We start from the raw sequence: 18085 nt of genomic DNA on the forward strand, positions 1-18085 counted from the left end.
TGGGCTGAAAGCGCAGCTTTATTTTTCAAATAGCGAATTAGGTAAAGACAATATGGGTGTCGAGCTAAAAATTGTTCGAGAGTTGGCTACGGTATGCGTGACTGCAAGCGAACTGGTGGCGATTGAAAATCTGATTAAAGGCGAACTGACCAAGCCGGCATTCATCGAGCAATTCGACAAAATGGCAAATTCCATCAAGGAATGTTACGGCATAAGCATCGAGAGTCTAGAGACTTGGCTGGCGATGACCACCGAAACCGAGTTTTGCGAACAATTCGATGCCGCCTATGCCCACCACAAAGCCACTTACCTCAGTATTACCAACCGGCCACGGGTGGCATCGGAGCGGGCTTACCTAGATTACATGCTGCTCCGGGAATTTAAGGAGACCCAAACTGCTTATCCGCTGCTAAAACTGACCTTCGCACGCCTGGATGAGTTTATCGATAAATGGATAACCAACGATGCCTGGCTGGCGATGTCCATCGAGAATTTGGTAAAAATGCTCTATCGGTTTCTGACCGAGGTATCCGAGCTTAAGCAAAAAGACCCCAGCGATGCATTTACGCTTTACCAAACGCTGATGGTCGCGCTGCGCCCGTATTGCACCTTGCTTGAAAATAACTGGATAGTCCTGGAAGAACCCGTTGGGCAGACAGAAACGGCATAAAGCCATTTCAGAAACGCCGTCATGGGTACATTTAAGGGGCGCGTTGTTATTGGGCCAACAGCTTGCTTATGGTCCGCAGATTAATGCCCATCGCCACGGTCTCGGCCACCAATGCCGGCCAGGCTTGCCAGATGTAATCGTTGCTTATCCATGCCACACTGGAAGCCAACAGCGCAACGCGCATGCGGCGATTGTTCAGGTAAAACAAAGCCAGTGTGGTGTTGATCACCGCAAAGGCCGGCAATAAAGAAACCGAGCCTTGCCAAGAGCATGCCGTAAGCCCGCTAAACAACGCTACGAAGCTCGCCGCCGTCCAGTGTTTGTGCAAACCGCTCTCCAAACGGCTGGACAGCAGGGTGCGCAGGGCGGTACTGGCCATGGTCAAACCAGCGGTCCAGGCATCCAGCAACAGGTATTGAGCGGCCCACAGCACGGCCCCGGCTGCGGACCAACGCCGAAACGCTAAGCCATCCGGCAAACAATAAGCCCGCCATTCCACCAGAATACCAATCCCGCCAATCAGGTAGGCGAGGTGCAGCAGATTCAAATCCAGTTGCAAGCTTTAAGCCTTACCGCTGAGCTTTGTAAGCGGGGAAATTCGATTAATGCGTTGCCGTTGCCCCGACATATTTGAACGGCAGGTACTCGGCTTTCCAGAGATTGGCTTTAACGTAAGCTTCCAGATCGATACCCACTAAATCCTGCCGGGTCGCGGAGCCGTCTTCCAGCGCTTTAGCCAATACCCGATTAGCCACAAATAAACTGACTTGCTTCAGATCGCCCACCGGCGGGAAAATCAGATCGGCAGCCGAGCATTTCTCCACAATGTAATCTGCCAAGGCGTAGGCAGACTCCAAGACCATTGCGTCGCTAATTCGGCTGCACTCGCCCAACACCGCGGCAAAGCCCAAGCCCGGAAAAATAAAGGCATTATTGCCCTGACCAATCGGATAACGCCGGCCTTGATACTCGACGTCGGCGAATGGGCTGCCGGTTGCGACCATAGCCGAGCCTTGCGTCCACGCCAAGATGTCTTCCGGCGTGGCTTCGCAATTGGCGGTGGGGTTGGATAAAGGGAAAATAATGGGCTGGGCGTGGTTTGCCGCCATGGTTTTAATCACAGTCTCGGTGAACAAACCCGCTACACCGGTTAGTCCGAGCAATACCGTTGGCTTGGCGTGAGTGACCACCTCCAGTAGGTTGGGCACCCTATCATCGGGAATATCCCAGTCGTGGTAACTTTCCTGAGTATGCGATAGCGGTAATTTGTAGGCCTCGGTCGTAGCTTCCTTGACCACCAGGCCATGCGCATCCACCACGAAAATCCGCTGCAGAATTTGCTCCATGGTTAAACCTTCGCGCAGCATGCCTTTTTTAATGGTACTGGCTACGCCGAATCCGCCGGCACCGGCGCCCACCACCACCACGGTTTGTTCTGCGAGGGTTTCGCCTTTTTTATGGCAAGCCGAGAGCAGACCTGCCAAGGCCATCGCCCCGGTACCCTGGATGTCGTCGTTAAAACAGGGCAGCAGATCTTTGTATTTGGCCAACAAATCGAAGGCGATGTTTTTCGCAAAATCTTCCCATTGGATAATGGCTTTGGGCCAGACTGTTTGTACCGCGTTAACAAATTTATCGACCAATTCGAAATAAGGCTGGTCGTGCAAGCGCTTGCTATGCGCGCCCAAATAGAACGGATCGTCCAACAATTCACTGCGGTTGGTGCCCACATCCAGATTGACCGGCAAGGTTTGAAACGGGCACATGCCGCCGCCGACGGTATACAGCCCCAGTTTGCCGATGCAAATCGCCAAACCGCCCATACCTTGGTCGCCGATACCCAAAATCGACGAAGAATCGGTCACCACAATCATGCGAATATCGTGTAACGGGTAGTTTTGTAAAATCGTTTCGGCCCGATCGATATTGGCTGCGGAAAAAGTCAAACCGCGCGTGCTGGTGAAGTTGGAACTGAATTGTTGCACCGCCAAGCCTATGGTTGGGGTGTAGACAACGGGCACCATTTCCTCAAGATGCCGTTCTAACAGCGCGTAAAACAACACCTCGTTACGGTCCTGCAGAGCCCGGAGAAATTGATACTTGGAAATATCGTTCGCTTGTTTTTGATAATTGACATACAAGCGGTCTAGTTGCTGCGCCATATTCGTGACTTGCGGCGGCAGCAAGCCATCCAAGCCCAGTTCGATACGTTCCTGCACACTAAACGCTGTGCCTTTATTGGTGGCCGGCAGCCTGAGTAAGGTCACGCCCCGAATCGAAACCTCTACATATATATTACCGTCGGCATCTAGCCGGTAGTCGAAATAATCGCTTAGCGTTGTCATTAAGTTTCCTTGAAAATATTTGATCGAAATCCCAGGGCGAACCAGGAGCTCGAATGGCACAAACGATGGCGCGTGTTCCCTTTATAACAGCCTAATCGGCGATGCGGTAGCCGAAAACACGCTGAATCGGCACTTTTTTTGTCGCTTATAGTTGCCGTGTTTCAAGGCGGTGCAATTACTGAGTGTTTACCGCAAAAATGCCCCAGATTGGCGCTTGTGAGATGATGTTCAGCAGGCTTAGCAAAGAAACTTAACAACACTTTTCCTACGTGAATCAAAAAACTCTGTTTGGTCATCCCATCGGCTTGTACGTGCTGTTTTTCACCGAAATGTGGGAGCGTTTTTCTTATTACGGCATGCGCGCCTTGCTGGTGTTGTATATGACCCAGCATTTAATTCAAGCCGCGCAAACCGACACCTTGGTGTTGGGGTTTACGACATTACAGACTGGTTTGCAGGGATTGTTCGGGCCTTTGTCCACGCAAGCCCTGGCCTCACAGATTTACGGTTTATATACCGGCCTGGTGTACTTCACCCCGTTGTTCGGCGGCATTTTGGCGGACAGGGTGTTGGGGCCGCGCAAATGCGTGATAGTCGGCTGCGTGTTGATGGCTATCGGCCATTTTTTGATGGCTGTCGAAGCGTTTTTCTTGTTGGCGCTGTTGTTTTTGATTTTGGGAAATGGCTGTTTCAAGCCCAATATTTCGGCTCAAGTGGGCAGTTTATATCCGCACGGCGATCAGCGCCGCGATGGCGCATTTACGATTTTTTATATGGGTATCAACCTGGGTGCGTTTTTCTCGCCGTTGATCTGCGGCACCTTGGGCCGGCGCTACGGCTGGCATTACGGCTTCGGCGCCGCCGGCGTCGGGATGTTGCTGGGTTTGCTGGTCTATCTGTTTGGGCAGAAATATCTGGGAGCGGATCAATTTGTTAAACCGGCGGCCCACGTCATCAAGCCTGAACCGCTGACCATCAAAGAATGGCAGGCACTAGGCGGATTAATGGCTTTAGCTGTGCTGAATATTTTGTTCTGGGCAGTTTACGAGCAGCAGGGCAACACGCTGCAACTGTTCGCCGAGCACAACACCGATTGGCATATCCTGGGCTGGGAAATGCCCTCCACCTGGTTTCAATCCCTGAATCCGGCCTTTATATTCTTGTTGGTACCGTTGCTCGACCGTGTTTCTCGCTACCGCGCCGGCCAGGGCCGGCAAAGTTCGAGTGTCGGCAAAATGGCATTCGGCTCGATATTGTTGGGTGCGTCGTTTTTGGTGCTGATTTTCGCGATCAGCGGTGTGCAATCCACCGAAAAAATCAGCTTTCTATGGCTGGCATTGTGTACCTTGATTTACACGCTCGGCGAACTTTATCTGTCGCCGGTTGGCTTGTCGCTGGTTAGTAAAGTCTCGCCGCCGCGTTTGGTGGGGATGATGATGGGCATGTGGTTTCTGTCGACGTTTTTTGGCAATTATTTGTCTGGTTACATCGGCAGTTTTTACGAGCAAATGCCCAGACAGGATTTCTTTCTGTTATTGGCAGTGATCGGCGGCGCTACTGGCTTAGCTACATGGGCGTTCAAACCGCTATTAAAAAGGGCGGTCGGGTCGGATTAACCATCACGTATCAGTGTAGACCGACCACTTGCGATTGACAGGTTTGGTGACTGGCTGCGTTTAGCCGCTACCTGGCAATTTTTTGATTCTTCTCAGGATTCTTTATCCAACCGGTTTTGTAGTTGTCGGTATGGCGATGCGTGGCTTTATTGCGGCAACGCGAGCGTATCACCACATGAACAACATCGCCTGTCGTTCGCCCAATTTACCGGATCAGTCCATCTCAGCAGCAGGCGCTGTCAGCCTTGGCTGATTCGCTGCCGGGTCCGGGCGAGCAGTCGAATAAGCCGAAATGCCGGGTTTTGTCGCCCAATATTTGAAAGTGTTCGCCATAGCGGCTACCTGCCAGCATGTCGGCGGTGTTTCCGCAGACTCTTAACGGCCGGCCGGTTTCGAAATGATGATGATCGTCCAAATCAAAACTGTGCGGGTGTTGTTCAATAGTGCCCAAATAGGTTGCGACTTGGCCGAAGTCCTCGCAACGGTCTTCCAGGGGCATTTTAAAGGCGCGCACCGTCACCGAATCGAACTTGACCATGCCGATTTTGGCGAACACGTCCGGGTCGTCGATGCTGATGGTGTTTTGTTTGACCTTGCGGACATCTGGGCAGCCTAAGTCCTGCAATATGCGTCGGAAGTCTTCCCAATATAAAGCACCGCCCAGGCATTCGCCCAATAGCACCGGGTCCTGGCGCAGTTCGAACGGGATGCGGCGATCAGCAAAAACATCGGAAAAATACAGCTCGCCGCCGGGTTTCAATACCCGGAATATTTCCGCCAGCACGCTGGGCTTTTCCGGCGACAGGTTGATCACGCAATTGGAGACCACCACGTCCACACTGTTGTCGGCGATACCTACGGTGTGCAGGTTTTCGATGTGACCGTGCAAAAACTCAACATTCGCAAATCCAAAGCGTTCGGCGTGCCAGTTGCGATGACGCACGGCCACTGCCAATTGCTCGGGCGTCATATCCACGCCGATTACCCGTCCTGACGCGCCGACCAGCTTCGACAACAGATAGCAATCGCGGCCGGTGCCGCAGCCTAAATCCAGCACGGTTTTACCCGTTAATGCGGGGGGTAAGGGGGAGCCGCACCCGTAAAACCGTTCCAAGACTTCGGGATGCAGACTGGCCAGCAAGGCTTTTAAATAGCTAGGCATGGCGTCGATGCTGCAACAGGCGCTGGTTTTCAGATCGTTGCTGGATTGCAAGACCTGGCCATAGTAATGGCGGACCGATTCGCTGATTTCGATACTGGTAGTCATGGAAAGCCTCGTGTTTTTATTATTGAAGATAAGTGCTAAGGGCGTTTTAAATGGCTGCGGCACAAATAGCCGCGCAGGGTAGGGCCCGCAGCCAGGATAAGGCAATCGATGCAATCACTCCAGTATTGGCCTAGCCGCTGCCAAGTCGATACCGAATTGGTTTGTGTGTCCGGAAAGCTGTGGTGGGTCGTCAGAATCACCAGCATTCCGGCATAAGCTCTGAAGGCAATTCTGAACGGTAATGTACGTATCAACTCGTCCGGGAAATTGGCGTTACTGCTGCTGAATAGAATACGGGAGAGCATCGGAAATTTCCTTAATCGGATCGGTCACACGCTCTAAGTTGTAAGGGTTGGCTTAAACCTTACAACAATATTCCACAATAGATAAATCGCTGCTTGGTTCTGATGGTAAGCGCAATGCAGTTAAGTTCCGCTTGAGCATTGTTTATGCCTTATAAGCCCCATCGATCCTCTTTTTAAAAGGGGAAGAGCTTAAATTTGATGTTATTGATGATGACGCCCCTGTGAACGGAAAGACTGATTGTTTCAGGCACAGCTTGACAAATAATCATAGAATTTCAGCCCCAACGGCATACCCACGATAAATAGGGTCGGGTTAATAAATAGTTAAAGCCCAAGCCATGAATAGACGGCCGAGCTGAGATGATAGTAGTAAAGTCTGGCGCTACTGGATAGTGCCGGTACAGTTCAATTCCTGAGCAAACAGTAACGGAGCGGAGAGCGAGGTTTTCATTGCTCCCGTTCAAAATGACCGGGATTGCGCGATTTTTATCCCGTTTGCCCGGACTGTGCTTGGTGTAATGCCACGAAGTCGGACATCGCCAGGCTACTGATAACGTTGGCATCGTCGTCCAGTATGTCGTAAAGCACCCCGGTGCCGCGGATGCTGAACAACAGGATGACGTCAATGTCGCCGCCGCCTTCCCGGTGCGGCACGTCGCTGGCCGGGCTTAGGGTGTAGCTGCCGTCCGGCCTGATTTCCTTCAATGTGCCGTCGGCGTGGTAGATTCTATGTTCGCCTTGGATGACAAAAATGTGGTTTGGCGCTTTGTGTCGGTGCAGCACTATTTGTTGGCCGGCGGCAAATTTGAACAAGACGTCGGCAATGTTGGCGTCGGTGTCAATGTTCAAAATGAAATAGCGTAAATGCTCGAAGCCCTCCAGGGTTTGCCAATCGATACGGCGGTCGTCGAAAAGATATGTGTTCATGGTGTGTTCTCTGCTTGATGGTGGCTGGGTATGCAGGCTGATGTTTGGGCTCTGAATATCGCGGACAGTTGCAGTGTAGGTGAGGCGGTGGCCTGGGTAAGCTGATATTTGCCCGAAAATGGCGGGCAAATTGCCCGCTCTCACGTGGTGGGCGAACCGCGTGGCCGACATCAAAGGCAGGCAGTTAGTCACTGATGCAGGCCTGGCACGGTGGGCAATAACTGCACAGGGTTTGGTTGCCCGCCGCTGTTTGTTGTAGGATTCAAGTATGAACCGGCCAGCCGTTTATGGCGGGCTCCTGAAACAATCGCGTCCAAAAGCGTGGCGCCACTCAACTCTATCGCAAATTATGAAACAGCCGGATATGAGCATCGATGCTCGCAAGCAGGAATTGGCCCACTATTTGGAAAAACAACCCTATATGACGGAGTTGGATGGCATCACTTTGAAGATTGCGAAAAATGTGTTTCCGTCCGACTTTGGGTTGACCAGCTCATTTTTTGGGAATTTCATTCTGCAACAACCGCCCGCCGAAATGGCTTTGGATATGGGCTGCGGCAGCGGCTATTTCGCGTTTTTGTTAAAAAAAATTGGCTGCGCTAGCGTCATGGGTGTCGATTTTAATCGGGACGCAGTAGATTGCACCTTGGAAAACACGCGCTTGAATCCTGAATTGGCGCCTATCGATTTTCTGCACAGCGATTTATTTGCCGATGTGCCGCACACGCTGTTCGACCTGATCGTTTTTAATTTCAATTATTACCCGTCAGACGGCACCTTCGGGCTGAACGAAGACGGTGGGCGCGATATATTGAAACGGTTTTTCCATCAAGTGAAAGACTATATTACCGAGCACACGCGGATTTATATTCCCTACTCGGATTTTGTCGGCGAGGAGCACGATCCGAAAAACATCGGCCCGGATTTCGGTTTTTCGGTTACCGTGGAAGAAAGCACCGTTAATCATGCCGGCGCGCATCATATTTATAAGGTCATGAAAGCGTAATAGTTGACGCGCTTGGGACTTGGGATGAGATGAGCTCTAGTCTGGCGACTTTTAATTCTGTGGGTTGCCGCCGCGCCGTCTGGCTGCTTGTTTAGCGGCCTTTTGCTCGCGGATGGCGGCCAGTTCCAGCATTTCCGCTTCTATCATCTCGGGAGTTTCCAGGGTAATTTGACCCAAGGTGCCGGCACGCAATTCGTTCATTAATAGCTTGGCTGCTTTGTCCAGTTCGACGATGCCGCCGCTACGCAAACAGCCGCGTTTGGAGCCGATGGCTTGTAATAGCACGAGCGGTTCTTCTGGCAAAGGTGCCAAACGATAGCGCTGGCTTAACTGCTCCGGGTAGGCTGTCCGCAGATACTCCAAGGCATACAGTGCTATGTCGTCGTGTTGGAAAGCCGTATCCTTGATGGCGCCGCTTACTGCCAGTCGGTAGCCGCTGTGGCGGTTTTCGACGTTCGGCCACAGCACGCCGGGCGTGTCGGAAAGGACGATATTATTGCCTAGATTGATTTTCTGCTGCTGCTTGGTAACGGCAGGTTCGTTGCCGGTCTTGGCGATGGTACGGCCGGCCAGCACATTAATAATGGTGGATTTGCCGACGTTGGGTATGCCCATGATCATGGTGCGGATCACTTTGTTGGCGGCGGTTTTATCCGGCAGCATCTTCGCGCACAAGTCGATAATCTGTTTGATTTTTTCCGGCTGTTGAGTGGTGACGGCCAATGTTTTTACCGCTTGTTCTCGCTCCAGATAGGCTTGCCATTTTTTAGTCAGTTCAGGGTCGGCCAAATCGGTTTTGCTGAGGACGCGGATGGTGGGTTTGTCGCCGCGCAGACTGGCCAGCATGGGGTTTTGGCTGCTGTAAGGAATGCGGGCATCGAGTATTTCAATCAGCAAATCGATGTCGGGCAAGGCGTGCTTGATCTCCTTGCTGGCCTTGTGCATGTGGCCGGGATACCATTGAATTTGCATGGGTTGTGCTGCGGTAAGTGGAAAAAATAGAATTGTACCTTTTATCGGGCCGGCGCTATTGATTACTGGTTTGTCTTTAGGGCTTATAGGTGCAGGATGGTAAGCGCCCTTTAACAGGGGGAGAGCCCCGACATGTTTAAAAAGCCGGATTTCTGTAGGCCGCAACGCGCCGCGGCGGTAGACGTACAGGACTGCTTGTTGCTACAATCCAGTCTATTTTTGGTGCTTTTGGCACATCTCGACGCAAGTCTTTCACACTCATCCCGGAGAAAACTCTATGGCAATTAAAGTTGCAATTAACGGTTATGGTCGTATCGGTCGCAATGTCATGCGCGCTTTGTACGAATCAGGTCGCACCAACGAGATCCAAGTGGTCGCTATCAACGATTTGGGCGATTCCAAAACCAACGCACACTTGACCAAATACGACACCGTACATGGTAAATTTCCGTTTGATGTGTCTGTAGACGGTGATTACATCGTAATCAATGGCGATAAAATCCGGGTATTTGCTGAAAGAGATCCCGCTAAATTGCCTTGGGCGGAATTGGGTATTGATGTGGTTCATGAGTGCACCGGCTTCTTCACCAGCAAAGCCAAAGCGTCCGCGCATATCACTGCTGGCGCGAAAAAAGTCATTATCTCCGCACCTGGCGGCAACGATGTCGATGCCACGATTGTTTACGGTGTTAACCACCAAACCTTGAAAGCGTCCGACACCGTTATCTCCAACGCTTCTTGCACCACCAACTGCTTGGCGCCTTTGGTTAAACCTTTGATGGACAGCATTGGTGTCGATCACGGTTTGATGACCACCATTCACTCTTACACTAACGACCAAGTATTGACCGACGTATACCACAGCGACTTGCACCGCGCGCGTTCAGCCACGCAATCGATGATCCCCACCAAAACCGGTGCTGCTGCCGCAGTAGGTTTGGTATTGCCGGAAATGAAAGGCAAACTGGACGGTTTTGCTATGCGCGTACCAACCATCAACGTTTCTGTGGTGGATTTGTGCTTCCAAGCATCACGCAACACCACCAAAGAAGAAATCGACAGCATCCTGCGCGAAGCGGCTGCCGGCCCATTAAAAGGCATTTTGGCCATCAACGACGAGCCTTTGGTATCCATGGACTTTAACCACAACCCACATTCTTCTATCTACGAAGCGGGCCTGACCAAAGTCACCGGCGGCAATTTCGTGAAAGTCCTGTCCTGGTATGACAACGAGTGGGGTTTCTCAAACCGTATGCTCGATACCACGGTTGCTTTGTTTAACGCCAAATAAAGGGTTTACATGCTGTTACGAAGAACGAAAATCCTGGCTACGCTGGGACCTGCTACGGACAAACCCGGTGTACTTGAAGAGTTGTTCGAGGCTGGAATTGACGTTGTCAGGCTTAATTTCTCGCACGGTTCGGCGCAGGATCATATCGACCGCGCCAACCGGGTTCGCGAGCTGAGTAAAAAAACCGGGCGTCGCGTCGGTATTCTGGCCGATTTGCAAGGTCCGAAAATCCGTATCGAGCGGTTTAAAGAGAACAAAGTTTGGTTGGAAGAAGGTCAAGCTTTTGCTTTGGACATTAATCTAGGCAAACTGGATGGCGACAACACCCAAGTCGGCATCAGCTACGAGCCGTTGGCGCGTGAAGTGAAACCGGGTACACGGTTGTTGCTGGACGACGGGCGGGTTGTATTGGACGTGGTCAATGTTGAAAACAACACCCGCGTCAATACCACGGTAGTAGTTGGCGGCGATTTGTCCAACAACAAAGGCATCAATTTGTTGGGTGGCGGTTTGTCCGCGGCAGCTTTGACTGACAAAGACAAAGAAGACATCAAAACCATCGCGGTGATTCAAGCCGATTACGTGGCGATTTCCTTCCCGCGTACGGCAGCGGATATGAACGAAGCTCGTGAGCTGTTGCAAGCAGCCGGTTCATACGCCGGTTTGGTTGCCAAGGTAGAGCGTGCGGAAGCGATGGAAGTCATCGACGAAATCATCTTGGCCTCCGACGCGATCATGGTCGCGCGTGGCGACTTGGGTGTGGAAATCGGCGACGCCAATTTGCCGGCTGCGCAAAAACTGCTGATCAGCCGTTCGCGCGAGTTGAACCGGGCGGTGATCACGGCTACGCAAATGATGGAGTCGATGATCGAGAATCCAATCCCGACCCGTGCGGAAGTATTCGATGTGGCCAACGCCATTGTCGATGGTACCGATGCGATCATGTTGTCCGCTGAAACCGCCTCAGGCAAGCATCCGGTGAAAACCGTGCAAGCCATGGTTCGTATTTGTTTGGAAACTGAAAAGCAACCTAGCGTGACCAAGTCCATGCATAGGATGACCGACAAGTTCGAACGGATGGACGAAGCGATTGCGATGTCTGCGATGTATATGGCCAACCATACCAAAATTGCCGGTATAGCGTCTTTGACCGAGTCGGGTTCTACTCCGCTTTGGATGTCGCGGATCAGCTCGGATATTCCTATCTTTGCCTTCAGCAGTCAGGAGCGCACTTTGGGGCGTGTGACTCTTTACAAAGGTGTGTTTCCGATTCCGTTTGCTAAGGAGAAAATGGAGTCGGCCAGCGTGACCGACAGCCTGATCAAGGCTTTGAAAGTCCGTGGTGTCGTAAAAGCGGGCGATGCACTGATCCGCACCAAAGGCGACTTGACCGGCGCCAGCGGCGGGACTAACTCCCTGAAGGTCATTACTGTCACCGACTAATTTTTTAGTCGGCTTGTCCTGTTTCGCGGCGTTCGGTTGATCCGCACGCCGCGTTTTTAATATATTCTAAGCAGCATCCAGTTTGGCGTAAGCCAGCATCAGCCATTTGATGCCCGCGTTGCGGAAATTGATTTGCACCCGCTCTTGTTCGCCTTCGCCTTCCATTTGTAGTACCACGCCTTCGCCGAATTTTTCGTGCCTGACAGGCTGTCCGAGTTTGTAAGTACCCTTGCTGCCCAAACCTTTGGACTGCGGTGCGCTATTGGTAGCCGGTCTGCTGACATTGGCACGTAACCTGATTTCCTGAATCGATTCCGGCGGCAGTTCGCGCAAAAACCGCGAGGCGCGCGGATAACTATCCTTGCCGTAAAGCCGCCGCGACTCGGCGTGCGTCAGATATAGCTGTTGCATTGCCCGAGTTATGCCGACATAGCACAACCGGCGCTCTTCCTGTAATCGCCCGGGATCGTCCAGCGCTTGTTGCGAAGGGAATAGGCCTTCTTCCAGGCCCACCAGAAACACCAGTTTGAATTCCAAGCCTTTAGCCGAATGCAGTGTCATCAGTTGCACACAATCCTCATCGACTTCGCCTTGCATTTCGCCGGCTTCCAATGCGGCGTGCGCTAAGAACATGTCCAACTCGCCCAGGTTTTCGGCGTTTTCGCTGTCGTAATCAAATAGTCTGGCGGCGTTGACTAACTCCTCCAGGTTTTCCACTCTGGCTTCGCCTTTGTCCTGTTTTTCTTTCTTATACAGTTCGATTAAGCCGCTGGTCTCAACGACTTGTTTGACCGTCTCGTGCAGACTCAATTCTTTCGTCGTTTCGCCGAGCGCGATAATCAGGTTTAAAAAACCACGCAGGGCATTGCTGGCGCGGGCAGGTAGTTGATTGCTTTCCAACATCGCCAACGCAGCTTGCCACATCGATAGTTGCTGTTCGCGGGCCAAAATGCGCATGTCGTCCAGGGTTTTGGCCCCAATACCGCGTGTTGGCGTATTCACTACCCGTTCAAACGAAGGGTCATCGTGCGGGTTGGTAGACAGTCGTAAATAGGCGAGGGCATTTTTGATTTCCATACGCTCGAAAAATCGCAGGCCGCCGTATACCCTGTAAGGGGTGGCGGTGGTCATCAAGCGTTCTTCAAACTGTCGCGATTGGGCGTTGGATCGATACAAAATTGCGGTCTCGCTGCGTAAGCCACCATCTCTAACCCATTGCCGAATTTTCTCGACCACGAAATACGCTTCATCTTGCTCGTTAAACGCCGAATACAAGGAAATGGCCTGACCTTCGCCGGCAGCAGTCCATAATTCCTTGCCCATTCGATTGTCATTATTGGCGATCAGGGTGTTGGCGGCTTTCAGAATGTGGCCGGTGGAGCGGTAGTTTTGCTCCAGGCGGACGATACCGTGCTCGGGATAGTGCTTTTGGAAATTGAAAATATTCTCGATTTTGGCGCCGCGCCAGCCGTAGATCGATTGATCGTCGTCGCCGACCACGAACAGATTGTTGTTGCCTTCGGTCAGCAGGCGCAGCCAGGCGTATTGGATGGTGTTGGTGTCTTGAAATTCGTCGACATGGACTTGTTGGAAACGCTGCCGGTAAAAGGCCAGTAAGTCCTCGTTATCGCGCAACAGTTCATGAGCTCTCAGTAATAGCTCGGCAAAATCCACCAAGCCGGAGCGTTGGCATACTTCCTCGTAAGCCAGATAAACTTCCTTCATCTGCCGATTATAAAAATCGCCGCTGTCCTGCATGTGCTTGGCGCGAATGCCTTCGTCTTTTTGCGCGTTGATAAACCATTGCGCCTGCTTGGGCGGCCATTTGCTGTCGTCCAGATTCAGGTTTTTCATCAGCCGTTTGATGATGCGCAGTTGATCATCGCTGTCCATCACCTGAAACGTTTCCGGCAGATTGGCTTGTTTGGCGTGTTGCCTCAATAAGCGGTGGGCTAGGCCGTGGAAAGTGCCTATCCACATGGCGCGGGCTGGGGTTTCGAGCAACTCTTCGATACGGTTGCGCATTTCGTTGGCGGCTTTGTTGGTAAAGGTCACCGCCAAGATGTTATAGGGCGAAATGCCGTTTACTTGAATATGCCAGGCGATGCGATGGACCAATACCCGGGTTTTGCCGCTACCGGCGCCGGCCAATACCAGCATCGCTTGCATGGGAGCGGAAACGGCCAGGCGCTGGTCGTCGTTTAAGGAGGTGATGATAGAAGAGACGTCCATTTTTTATAGCTTGCAGATTTTGAGGAGCTGTGTATATTTGCTTGCCTTTAAGGGAAAGCCGTGCGTCGGGACTAATAACTACAACACAGAGAGGATTGGAAATGAGCTTCGATTATAAACGTTTGATCAAATTTGAGCACAACATCGGCGAGAAAGATAAGAAAGTTCGCATGGTTTCTGGCGTGGTGCTGCTCAGCGTATCGCTGTTTACCGCCAGCATCCTGATGTTGTTGGTTGGCTTGGTCTTGGTTGCGACCAGTTATTCCGGCTGGTGCCCGGTATATTCCGGTATGGACAAAAATACCTTGGGTACCGATGCAGGGTCCACCGGTCAATAAGTGCTAGTGATCGGCTCCGAATCTGCGCCTTTGGCGCGGATTCGGATTCAAAAAAACCTTATTAATCTTGTTTGTTGTACTCGCCTTCGATAATGGTTCGCGAGTTTTGTGCCTGCTGAAACACAGAACTCACCTGAGTTTGCAGCAAATGATGCTCAATAATGTACTGAGCTATCTTTCTGCGTAAGGTTGGAATCAGACAAGCGAAACCCAGCAGGTCGGTGAAAAATCCCGGCGTCAATAACAGCGCTCCACCTACCAGCAATATCGGGCCCTCGATCATTTCATAAGCCGGAATTTCCCCTTGTGCCAACCTGGACTGGAAGCGCTGCCAGGTGGTGAAACCTTGCCGACGTAGTAGCCAAGCGCCCAATACAGCGGTAAACACCACCAATAGAATAGTGGGAAAGGCGCCGATCAAGCCACCGACTTGCAATAGCACGTATATTTCCACAAACGGCACGATCAAAAAAGCGATAAACAGAATTTGCATGGTTTTCATGTTGAGTCCGGTTGCGGTAAAAAGCCGCTAATACTAAGAGCATCTTGGTGCAAATTCCAGGATAATATCGCGATGTATCAATTGATTCTTTGTACCTGCCCGGACCTAGAGGTTGCTGACAAACTGGCCGGCACTCTGATAACCCAAAAATTAGCGGCCTGCGTGAACATCTTGCCAGGTGTGCGCTCGGTCTATGAATGGCAAGGTGAAATTGAAACCGCTCAGGAACATTTGCTGCTCATCAAAAGTCATCAAGACCGCTATGCGGCCATTGAAGCGACGCTGAAAAGCCTACACCCTTACCAACTCCCGGAAATTATTGCGGTCGCGATAGCAAGCGGCTCGCTGGATTATTTGAAATGGATAGACTCATGCCTTGGCATCGACTGATTTTATTATGTTTATTCGCTGTTTTTTGGCGCACTGCGGCGGCGCTGGACAGCCAGGATTTTTTGCCCCCGGACCAGGCATTCAAGTTAACTGCTACGGCCGAAACTGCCGATAAAGTTGAATTGCATTGGCAGATAGTCGAAGGCTACCACCTGTATCGCGATAAGACCAAGTTCCAGTCACAAACCGAATCGATTCAGCTGGGCCAGGCGAGTATGCCGGAAGGCGTTACCGAGCATGACCCAAGTCTGGGTGACGTGGTGGTGTATCGCAACACGCTGGATGTAGTGGTGCCGCTGATTAATCAAGGCCGTGAAACCCAATTAAAGCTGCTGGTTAAATACCAAGGTTGTGCGGATGCCGGGGTTTGTTATCCGCCGCAAAAAGTACTGCTGGATGTGGCGCTCCCTGCAGCTTCGGCCGCCGCAAACAATGGGGCGCTCAACCAGTTTGTCAAAGGTCTAAAGGGCTTGTCGCCCGGCTTGTTTTCCGAGGAGTTATTGCCGGCGGAACAAGCCTTTCAGTTTTTCGCCACTTTGAAAGATCCGCATACTGTGCAAGCAACCTGGCAAATTGCCGAGGGTTATTACCTTTATAAGGATAAGTTGTCGGTTAAAGCGGAAGGCTCTAGCCAGACGCGGCTGACACCGTTGCAGCTTCCGGAAGGCGCTGCTTACCACGACGCTGAGTTTGGTCAGGTGCAAATCTACCGAAACCAGATCAGCGTCGATATACCGCTGTTGCGAGATAGCAAGGCCGCCGAAACCATTGAGTTGCTGGCAAAGTTTCAAGGTTGCGCCGACCGCGGTGTGTGCTATCCGCCCATGCAATCCAAGGTGAGCCTTGACTTGCCGCCTACTGATGCATTGCAGCAAGCCAAACCGGCCGCGGTTGCCGAGTTGTCGGAGCAGGATAAAATCGTCAATGCTTTGCGGCATGATAGTTTGGCGCTGACTTTACTCAGTTTTTTCGGGTTTGGCTTGTTGCTGGCCTTTACCCCATGTGTGTTTCCGATGATTCCGATTCTGTCCGGCATCATCGTCGGCCATGGTGACCAAATCGGTACGCGCAAGGCCTTCTTGCTGTCCTTGAGTTATGTATTGGCTTCGGCGTTGATGTATACACTGTTCGGTATCTTGGCGGCTTTGTTCGGCAGCAATCTGCAAGCGACCTTTCAAGAGCCTTGGGTAATCGCCGTGTTTTCAGGATTATTCGTGCTGTTATCGCTGTCGATGTTTGGTTTTTACCATTTGGAGCTGCCTAAATCGCTGCAATCCGCCTTGCATCACTCCAGCGATAAGCATCGCGATGGTTCTTATCTTGGCGCCGGTATCATGGGGGCGCTGTCGTCGCTGATCGTCGGACCTTGTGTGGCAGCCCCGCTGGCAGCGGCATTGATTTACATCGGTCAAACCGGTGATGTGGTGTTGGGCGGTTTGGCGTTGTTCATGATGGGCCTTGGTATGGGCGCACCGTTATTACTGTTGGGCGCATCAGCTGGCAAATTGCTGCCCAAGGCCGGTGATTGGCTGAATGCCACCAAAGCCGTATTCGGCGTGGCGATGCTGGCCGTGGCGGTGTGGATGTTATCGCGGATTTTGCCGGCTGCGGTGACGATGTTTTTGTGGGCTTTATTGTTGGTTATTCCGGCCATATTTCTCGGGGCAATCGATTCTTTGCCGGAAACGGCTTCCGGTTGGCGTAAACTGTGGAAAGGTTTGGGCATTATCATGCTCGTATTCGGCGTTCTGCAGTTGATCGGCTTGAGCGCCGGAAACGATAATCCCCTACAGCCCCTGCAAGGCATGGGTTTCAATGCGCAAGCGCAGGAACCGGTTCAGGGGCTTAGTTTTCAGCGGGTGGCATCGGTGGCGGAATTGGAGCAACGCATCCAGCAGGCAACGGCCAGCGGCAAGCTGGTGATGCTGGATTTCTATGCCGATTGGTGTATTTCCTGTAAAGAGATGGAGGCTTACACCTTCACCGATCCGCAGGTTAAGCGACAATTGGCTGATTTTGTGCTGCTCCAGGCCGATGTGACCGATAACAATGAGGCGGATAAAGCCTTGTTAAAACGCTTCGAGCTAGTTGGGCCGCCGGGCATCATATTTTTCGGTGCCGATGGCCGTGAACAGGCTGCGCAGCGCGTGATCGGCTACCAGGATGCCGCTACTTTTTTAAGAACCTTGCAACAACTATGAATAAAAAAATCGTACTGATAGTCACCGCTATTGCCTTTGTTGCACTGGCGGCCGGTCTGTTTGTAAGACAATATTTCGCAGCCCCCGAAGCCGGTAAACCGACTCCGCAAATCAATTTCAGCTTGCCTGACCTGGCGGATACGCCGCAATCGGTCACGCAATGGCAAGGCAAAATATTGATTATCAACTTCTGGGCAACCTGGTGTCCGCCCTGTTTGAAGGAAATTCCCGAGTTCATCAAGCTTCAGGATGAGTATAAAGATCAAGGCGTGCAGTTTGTCGGCATTGCCATCGAAGACAAGCAACCGGTAGAAGACTACCTTAAACGTATCAAAATCAATTATCCGGTGTTGATTGGCGGCGAAGGTGCAACGATGTTGGCTCAACAGCTGGGCAATGTGATCAACACCGTGCCGTTCACGGTGATCATTAATCAACAAGGGCAAATTGTGCATCATCAATTAGGCGAATTGACCCGAGACAAAGTGCTGGAAGTGATTGCGCCGTTGTTGACGGCAAAATGACTGAAAAAGCGCTAAAACGCAGGCTAATGAAGTGAAAAACGGTTTATCTGGACAAA

General features: G+C 51.8%; 17 protein-coding genes. 9 read left to right on the forward strand and 8 right to left on the reverse strand.

From position 1 onward, the window contains the following. The first annotated feature begins 52 nt into the window (after positions 1-52). Complete coding sequence (locus JWZ98_RS06540; protein WP_205453705.1) at positions 53-670, forward strand: hypothetical protein; 618 nt, start codon at positions 53-55, stop codon at positions 668-670. 46 nt (positions 671-716) lie between these two features. On the opposite strand, the gene JWZ98_RS06545 is transcribed toward JWZ98_RS06540, so the two are convergent. Together JWZ98_RS06545 and JWZ98_RS06550 are read right to left on the reverse strand one after the other, a co-directional pair. Continuing rightward, entirely contained in the window at positions 717-1229 is a 513-nt protein-coding gene (locus JWZ98_RS06545) for a YgjV family protein (protein WP_205453706.1), read from the reverse strand. Positions 1230-1272: 43 nt separating this feature from the next. Then, on the reverse strand, positions 1273-3015 hold the full coding sequence (locus JWZ98_RS06550; RefSeq protein ID WP_205453707.1) for an NAD-dependent malic enzyme: 1743 nt from the start codon (positions 3013-3015) through the stop codon (positions 1273-1275). A 269-nt stretch (positions 3016-3284) separates the two neighbouring features. Between JWZ98_RS06550 and JWZ98_RS06555 the strand changes: the two genes are divergently transcribed. Beyond that, positions 3285-4631, forward strand: coding sequence for a peptide MFS transporter (locus JWZ98_RS06555; RefSeq protein ID WP_205453708.1), 1347 nt, complete (start codon positions 3285-3287; stop codon positions 4629-4631). Positions 4632-4854: 223 nt separating this feature from the next. On the opposite strand, the gene JWZ98_RS06560 is transcribed toward JWZ98_RS06555, so the two are convergent. The 3 genes from JWZ98_RS06560 to JWZ98_RS06570 all read right to left on the reverse strand — a co-directional run bounded on the left by JWZ98_RS06560 (position 4855) and on the right by JWZ98_RS06570 (position 7130). Continuing rightward, entirely contained in the window at positions 4855-5898 is a 1044-nt protein-coding gene (locus JWZ98_RS06560) for a methyltransferase domain-containing protein (RefSeq protein ID WP_205453709.1), read from the reverse strand. Between the two features lie 35 nt (positions 5899-5933). Continuing rightward, positions 5934-6203 (reverse strand): hypothetical protein, encoded by a 270-nt coding sequence (locus JWZ98_RS06565; protein WP_205453710.1) that lies wholly within the window; start codon positions 6201-6203, stop codon positions 5934-5936. Positions 6204-6689: 486 nt separating this feature from the next. Continuing rightward, complete coding sequence (locus JWZ98_RS06570; RefSeq protein ID WP_205453711.1) at positions 6690-7130, reverse strand: regulator; 441 nt, start codon at positions 7128-7130, stop codon at positions 6690-6692. 349 nt (positions 7131-7479) lie between these two features. On the opposite strand from JWZ98_RS06570, the gene JWZ98_RS06575 reads away from it, so the two are divergent. Continuing rightward, positions 7480-8136, forward strand: a complete 657-nt coding sequence (locus JWZ98_RS06575) for a methyltransferase (RefSeq protein WP_205453712.1) — start codon at positions 7480-7482, stop codon at positions 8134-8136. A gap of 51 nt (positions 8137-8187) precedes the next feature. Here the strand turns inward: JWZ98_RS06575 and ylqF are convergent, their stop codons facing one another. Next, positions 8188-9108 (reverse strand): ribosome biogenesis GTPase YlqF, encoded by a 921-nt coding sequence (ylqF, locus tag JWZ98_RS06580; RefSeq protein WP_205453713.1) that lies wholly within the window; start codon positions 9106-9108, stop codon positions 8188-8190. A 277-nt stretch (positions 9109-9385) separates the two neighbouring features. Between ylqF and gap the strand changes: the two genes are divergently transcribed. Next, entirely contained in the window at positions 9386-10399 is a 1014-nt protein-coding gene (gene gap, locus JWZ98_RS06585; RefSeq protein WP_033158955.1) for a type I glyceraldehyde-3-phosphate dehydrogenase, read from the forward strand. A 9-nt stretch (positions 10400-10408) separates the two neighbouring features. Then, a complete protein-coding gene (gene pyk, locus JWZ98_RS06590; protein ID WP_033158956.1) occupies positions 10409-11842 on the forward strand; it encodes a pyruvate kinase in 1434 nt (477 codons plus the stop codon). A gap of 66 nt (positions 11843-11908) precedes the next feature. Here the strand turns inward: pyk and uvrD are convergent, their stop codons facing one another. Continuing rightward, a complete protein-coding gene (gene uvrD / locus JWZ98_RS06595) occupies positions 11909-14074 on the reverse strand; it encodes a DNA helicase II (protein WP_205453714.1) in 2166 nt (721 codons plus the stop codon). Positions 14075-14175: 101 nt separating this feature from the next. Here uvrD and JWZ98_RS06600 point away from each other — a divergent pair, with 101 nt between their 5' ends. Next, complete coding sequence (locus JWZ98_RS06600) at positions 14176-14412, forward strand: DUF2892 domain-containing protein (protein WP_205453715.1); 237 nt, start codon at positions 14176-14178, stop codon at positions 14410-14412. 61 nt (positions 14413-14473) lie between these two features. Here JWZ98_RS06600 and JWZ98_RS06605 read toward each other — a convergent pair whose 3' ends face one another. Beyond that, positions 14474-14914, reverse strand: a complete 441-nt coding sequence (locus JWZ98_RS06605) for an FxsA family protein (RefSeq protein ID WP_205453716.1) — start codon at positions 14912-14914, stop codon at positions 14474-14476. A 72-nt stretch (positions 14915-14986) separates the two neighbouring features. On the opposite strand from JWZ98_RS06605, the gene cutA reads away from it, so the two are divergent. The 3 genes from cutA to JWZ98_RS06620 are packed head-to-tail and all read left to right on the forward strand — an operon-like array spanning position 14987 to position 18029. Beyond that, positions 14987-15304 carry a divalent-cation tolerance protein CutA gene (gene cutA / locus JWZ98_RS06610; RefSeq protein WP_205453717.1) on the forward strand — a complete coding sequence of 106 codons (318 nt, stop codon included), beginning with the start codon at positions 14987-14989 and terminating at the stop codon, positions 15302-15304. Then, positions 15286-17505, forward strand: coding sequence for a protein-disulfide reductase DsbD (locus JWZ98_RS06615; protein WP_205453718.1), 2220 nt, complete (start codon positions 15286-15288; stop codon positions 17503-17505). Before cutA ends, JWZ98_RS06615 begins: the two co-directional genes overlap by 19 nt. Continuing rightward, on the forward strand, positions 17502-18029 hold the full coding sequence (locus JWZ98_RS06620) for a TlpA disulfide reductase family protein (RefSeq protein ID WP_101051647.1): 528 nt from the start codon (positions 17502-17504) through the stop codon (positions 18027-18029). Before JWZ98_RS06615 ends, JWZ98_RS06620 begins: the two co-directional genes overlap by 4 nt. Positions 18030-18085: the final 56 nt, after the last annotated feature.

This window comes from Methylomonas sp. EFPC1, assembly GCF_016925515.1.
In the GTDB taxonomy this organism is placed as follows: Bacteria; Pseudomonadota; Gammaproteobacteria; order Methylococcales; family Methylomonadaceae; genus Methylomonas; species Methylomonas defluvii.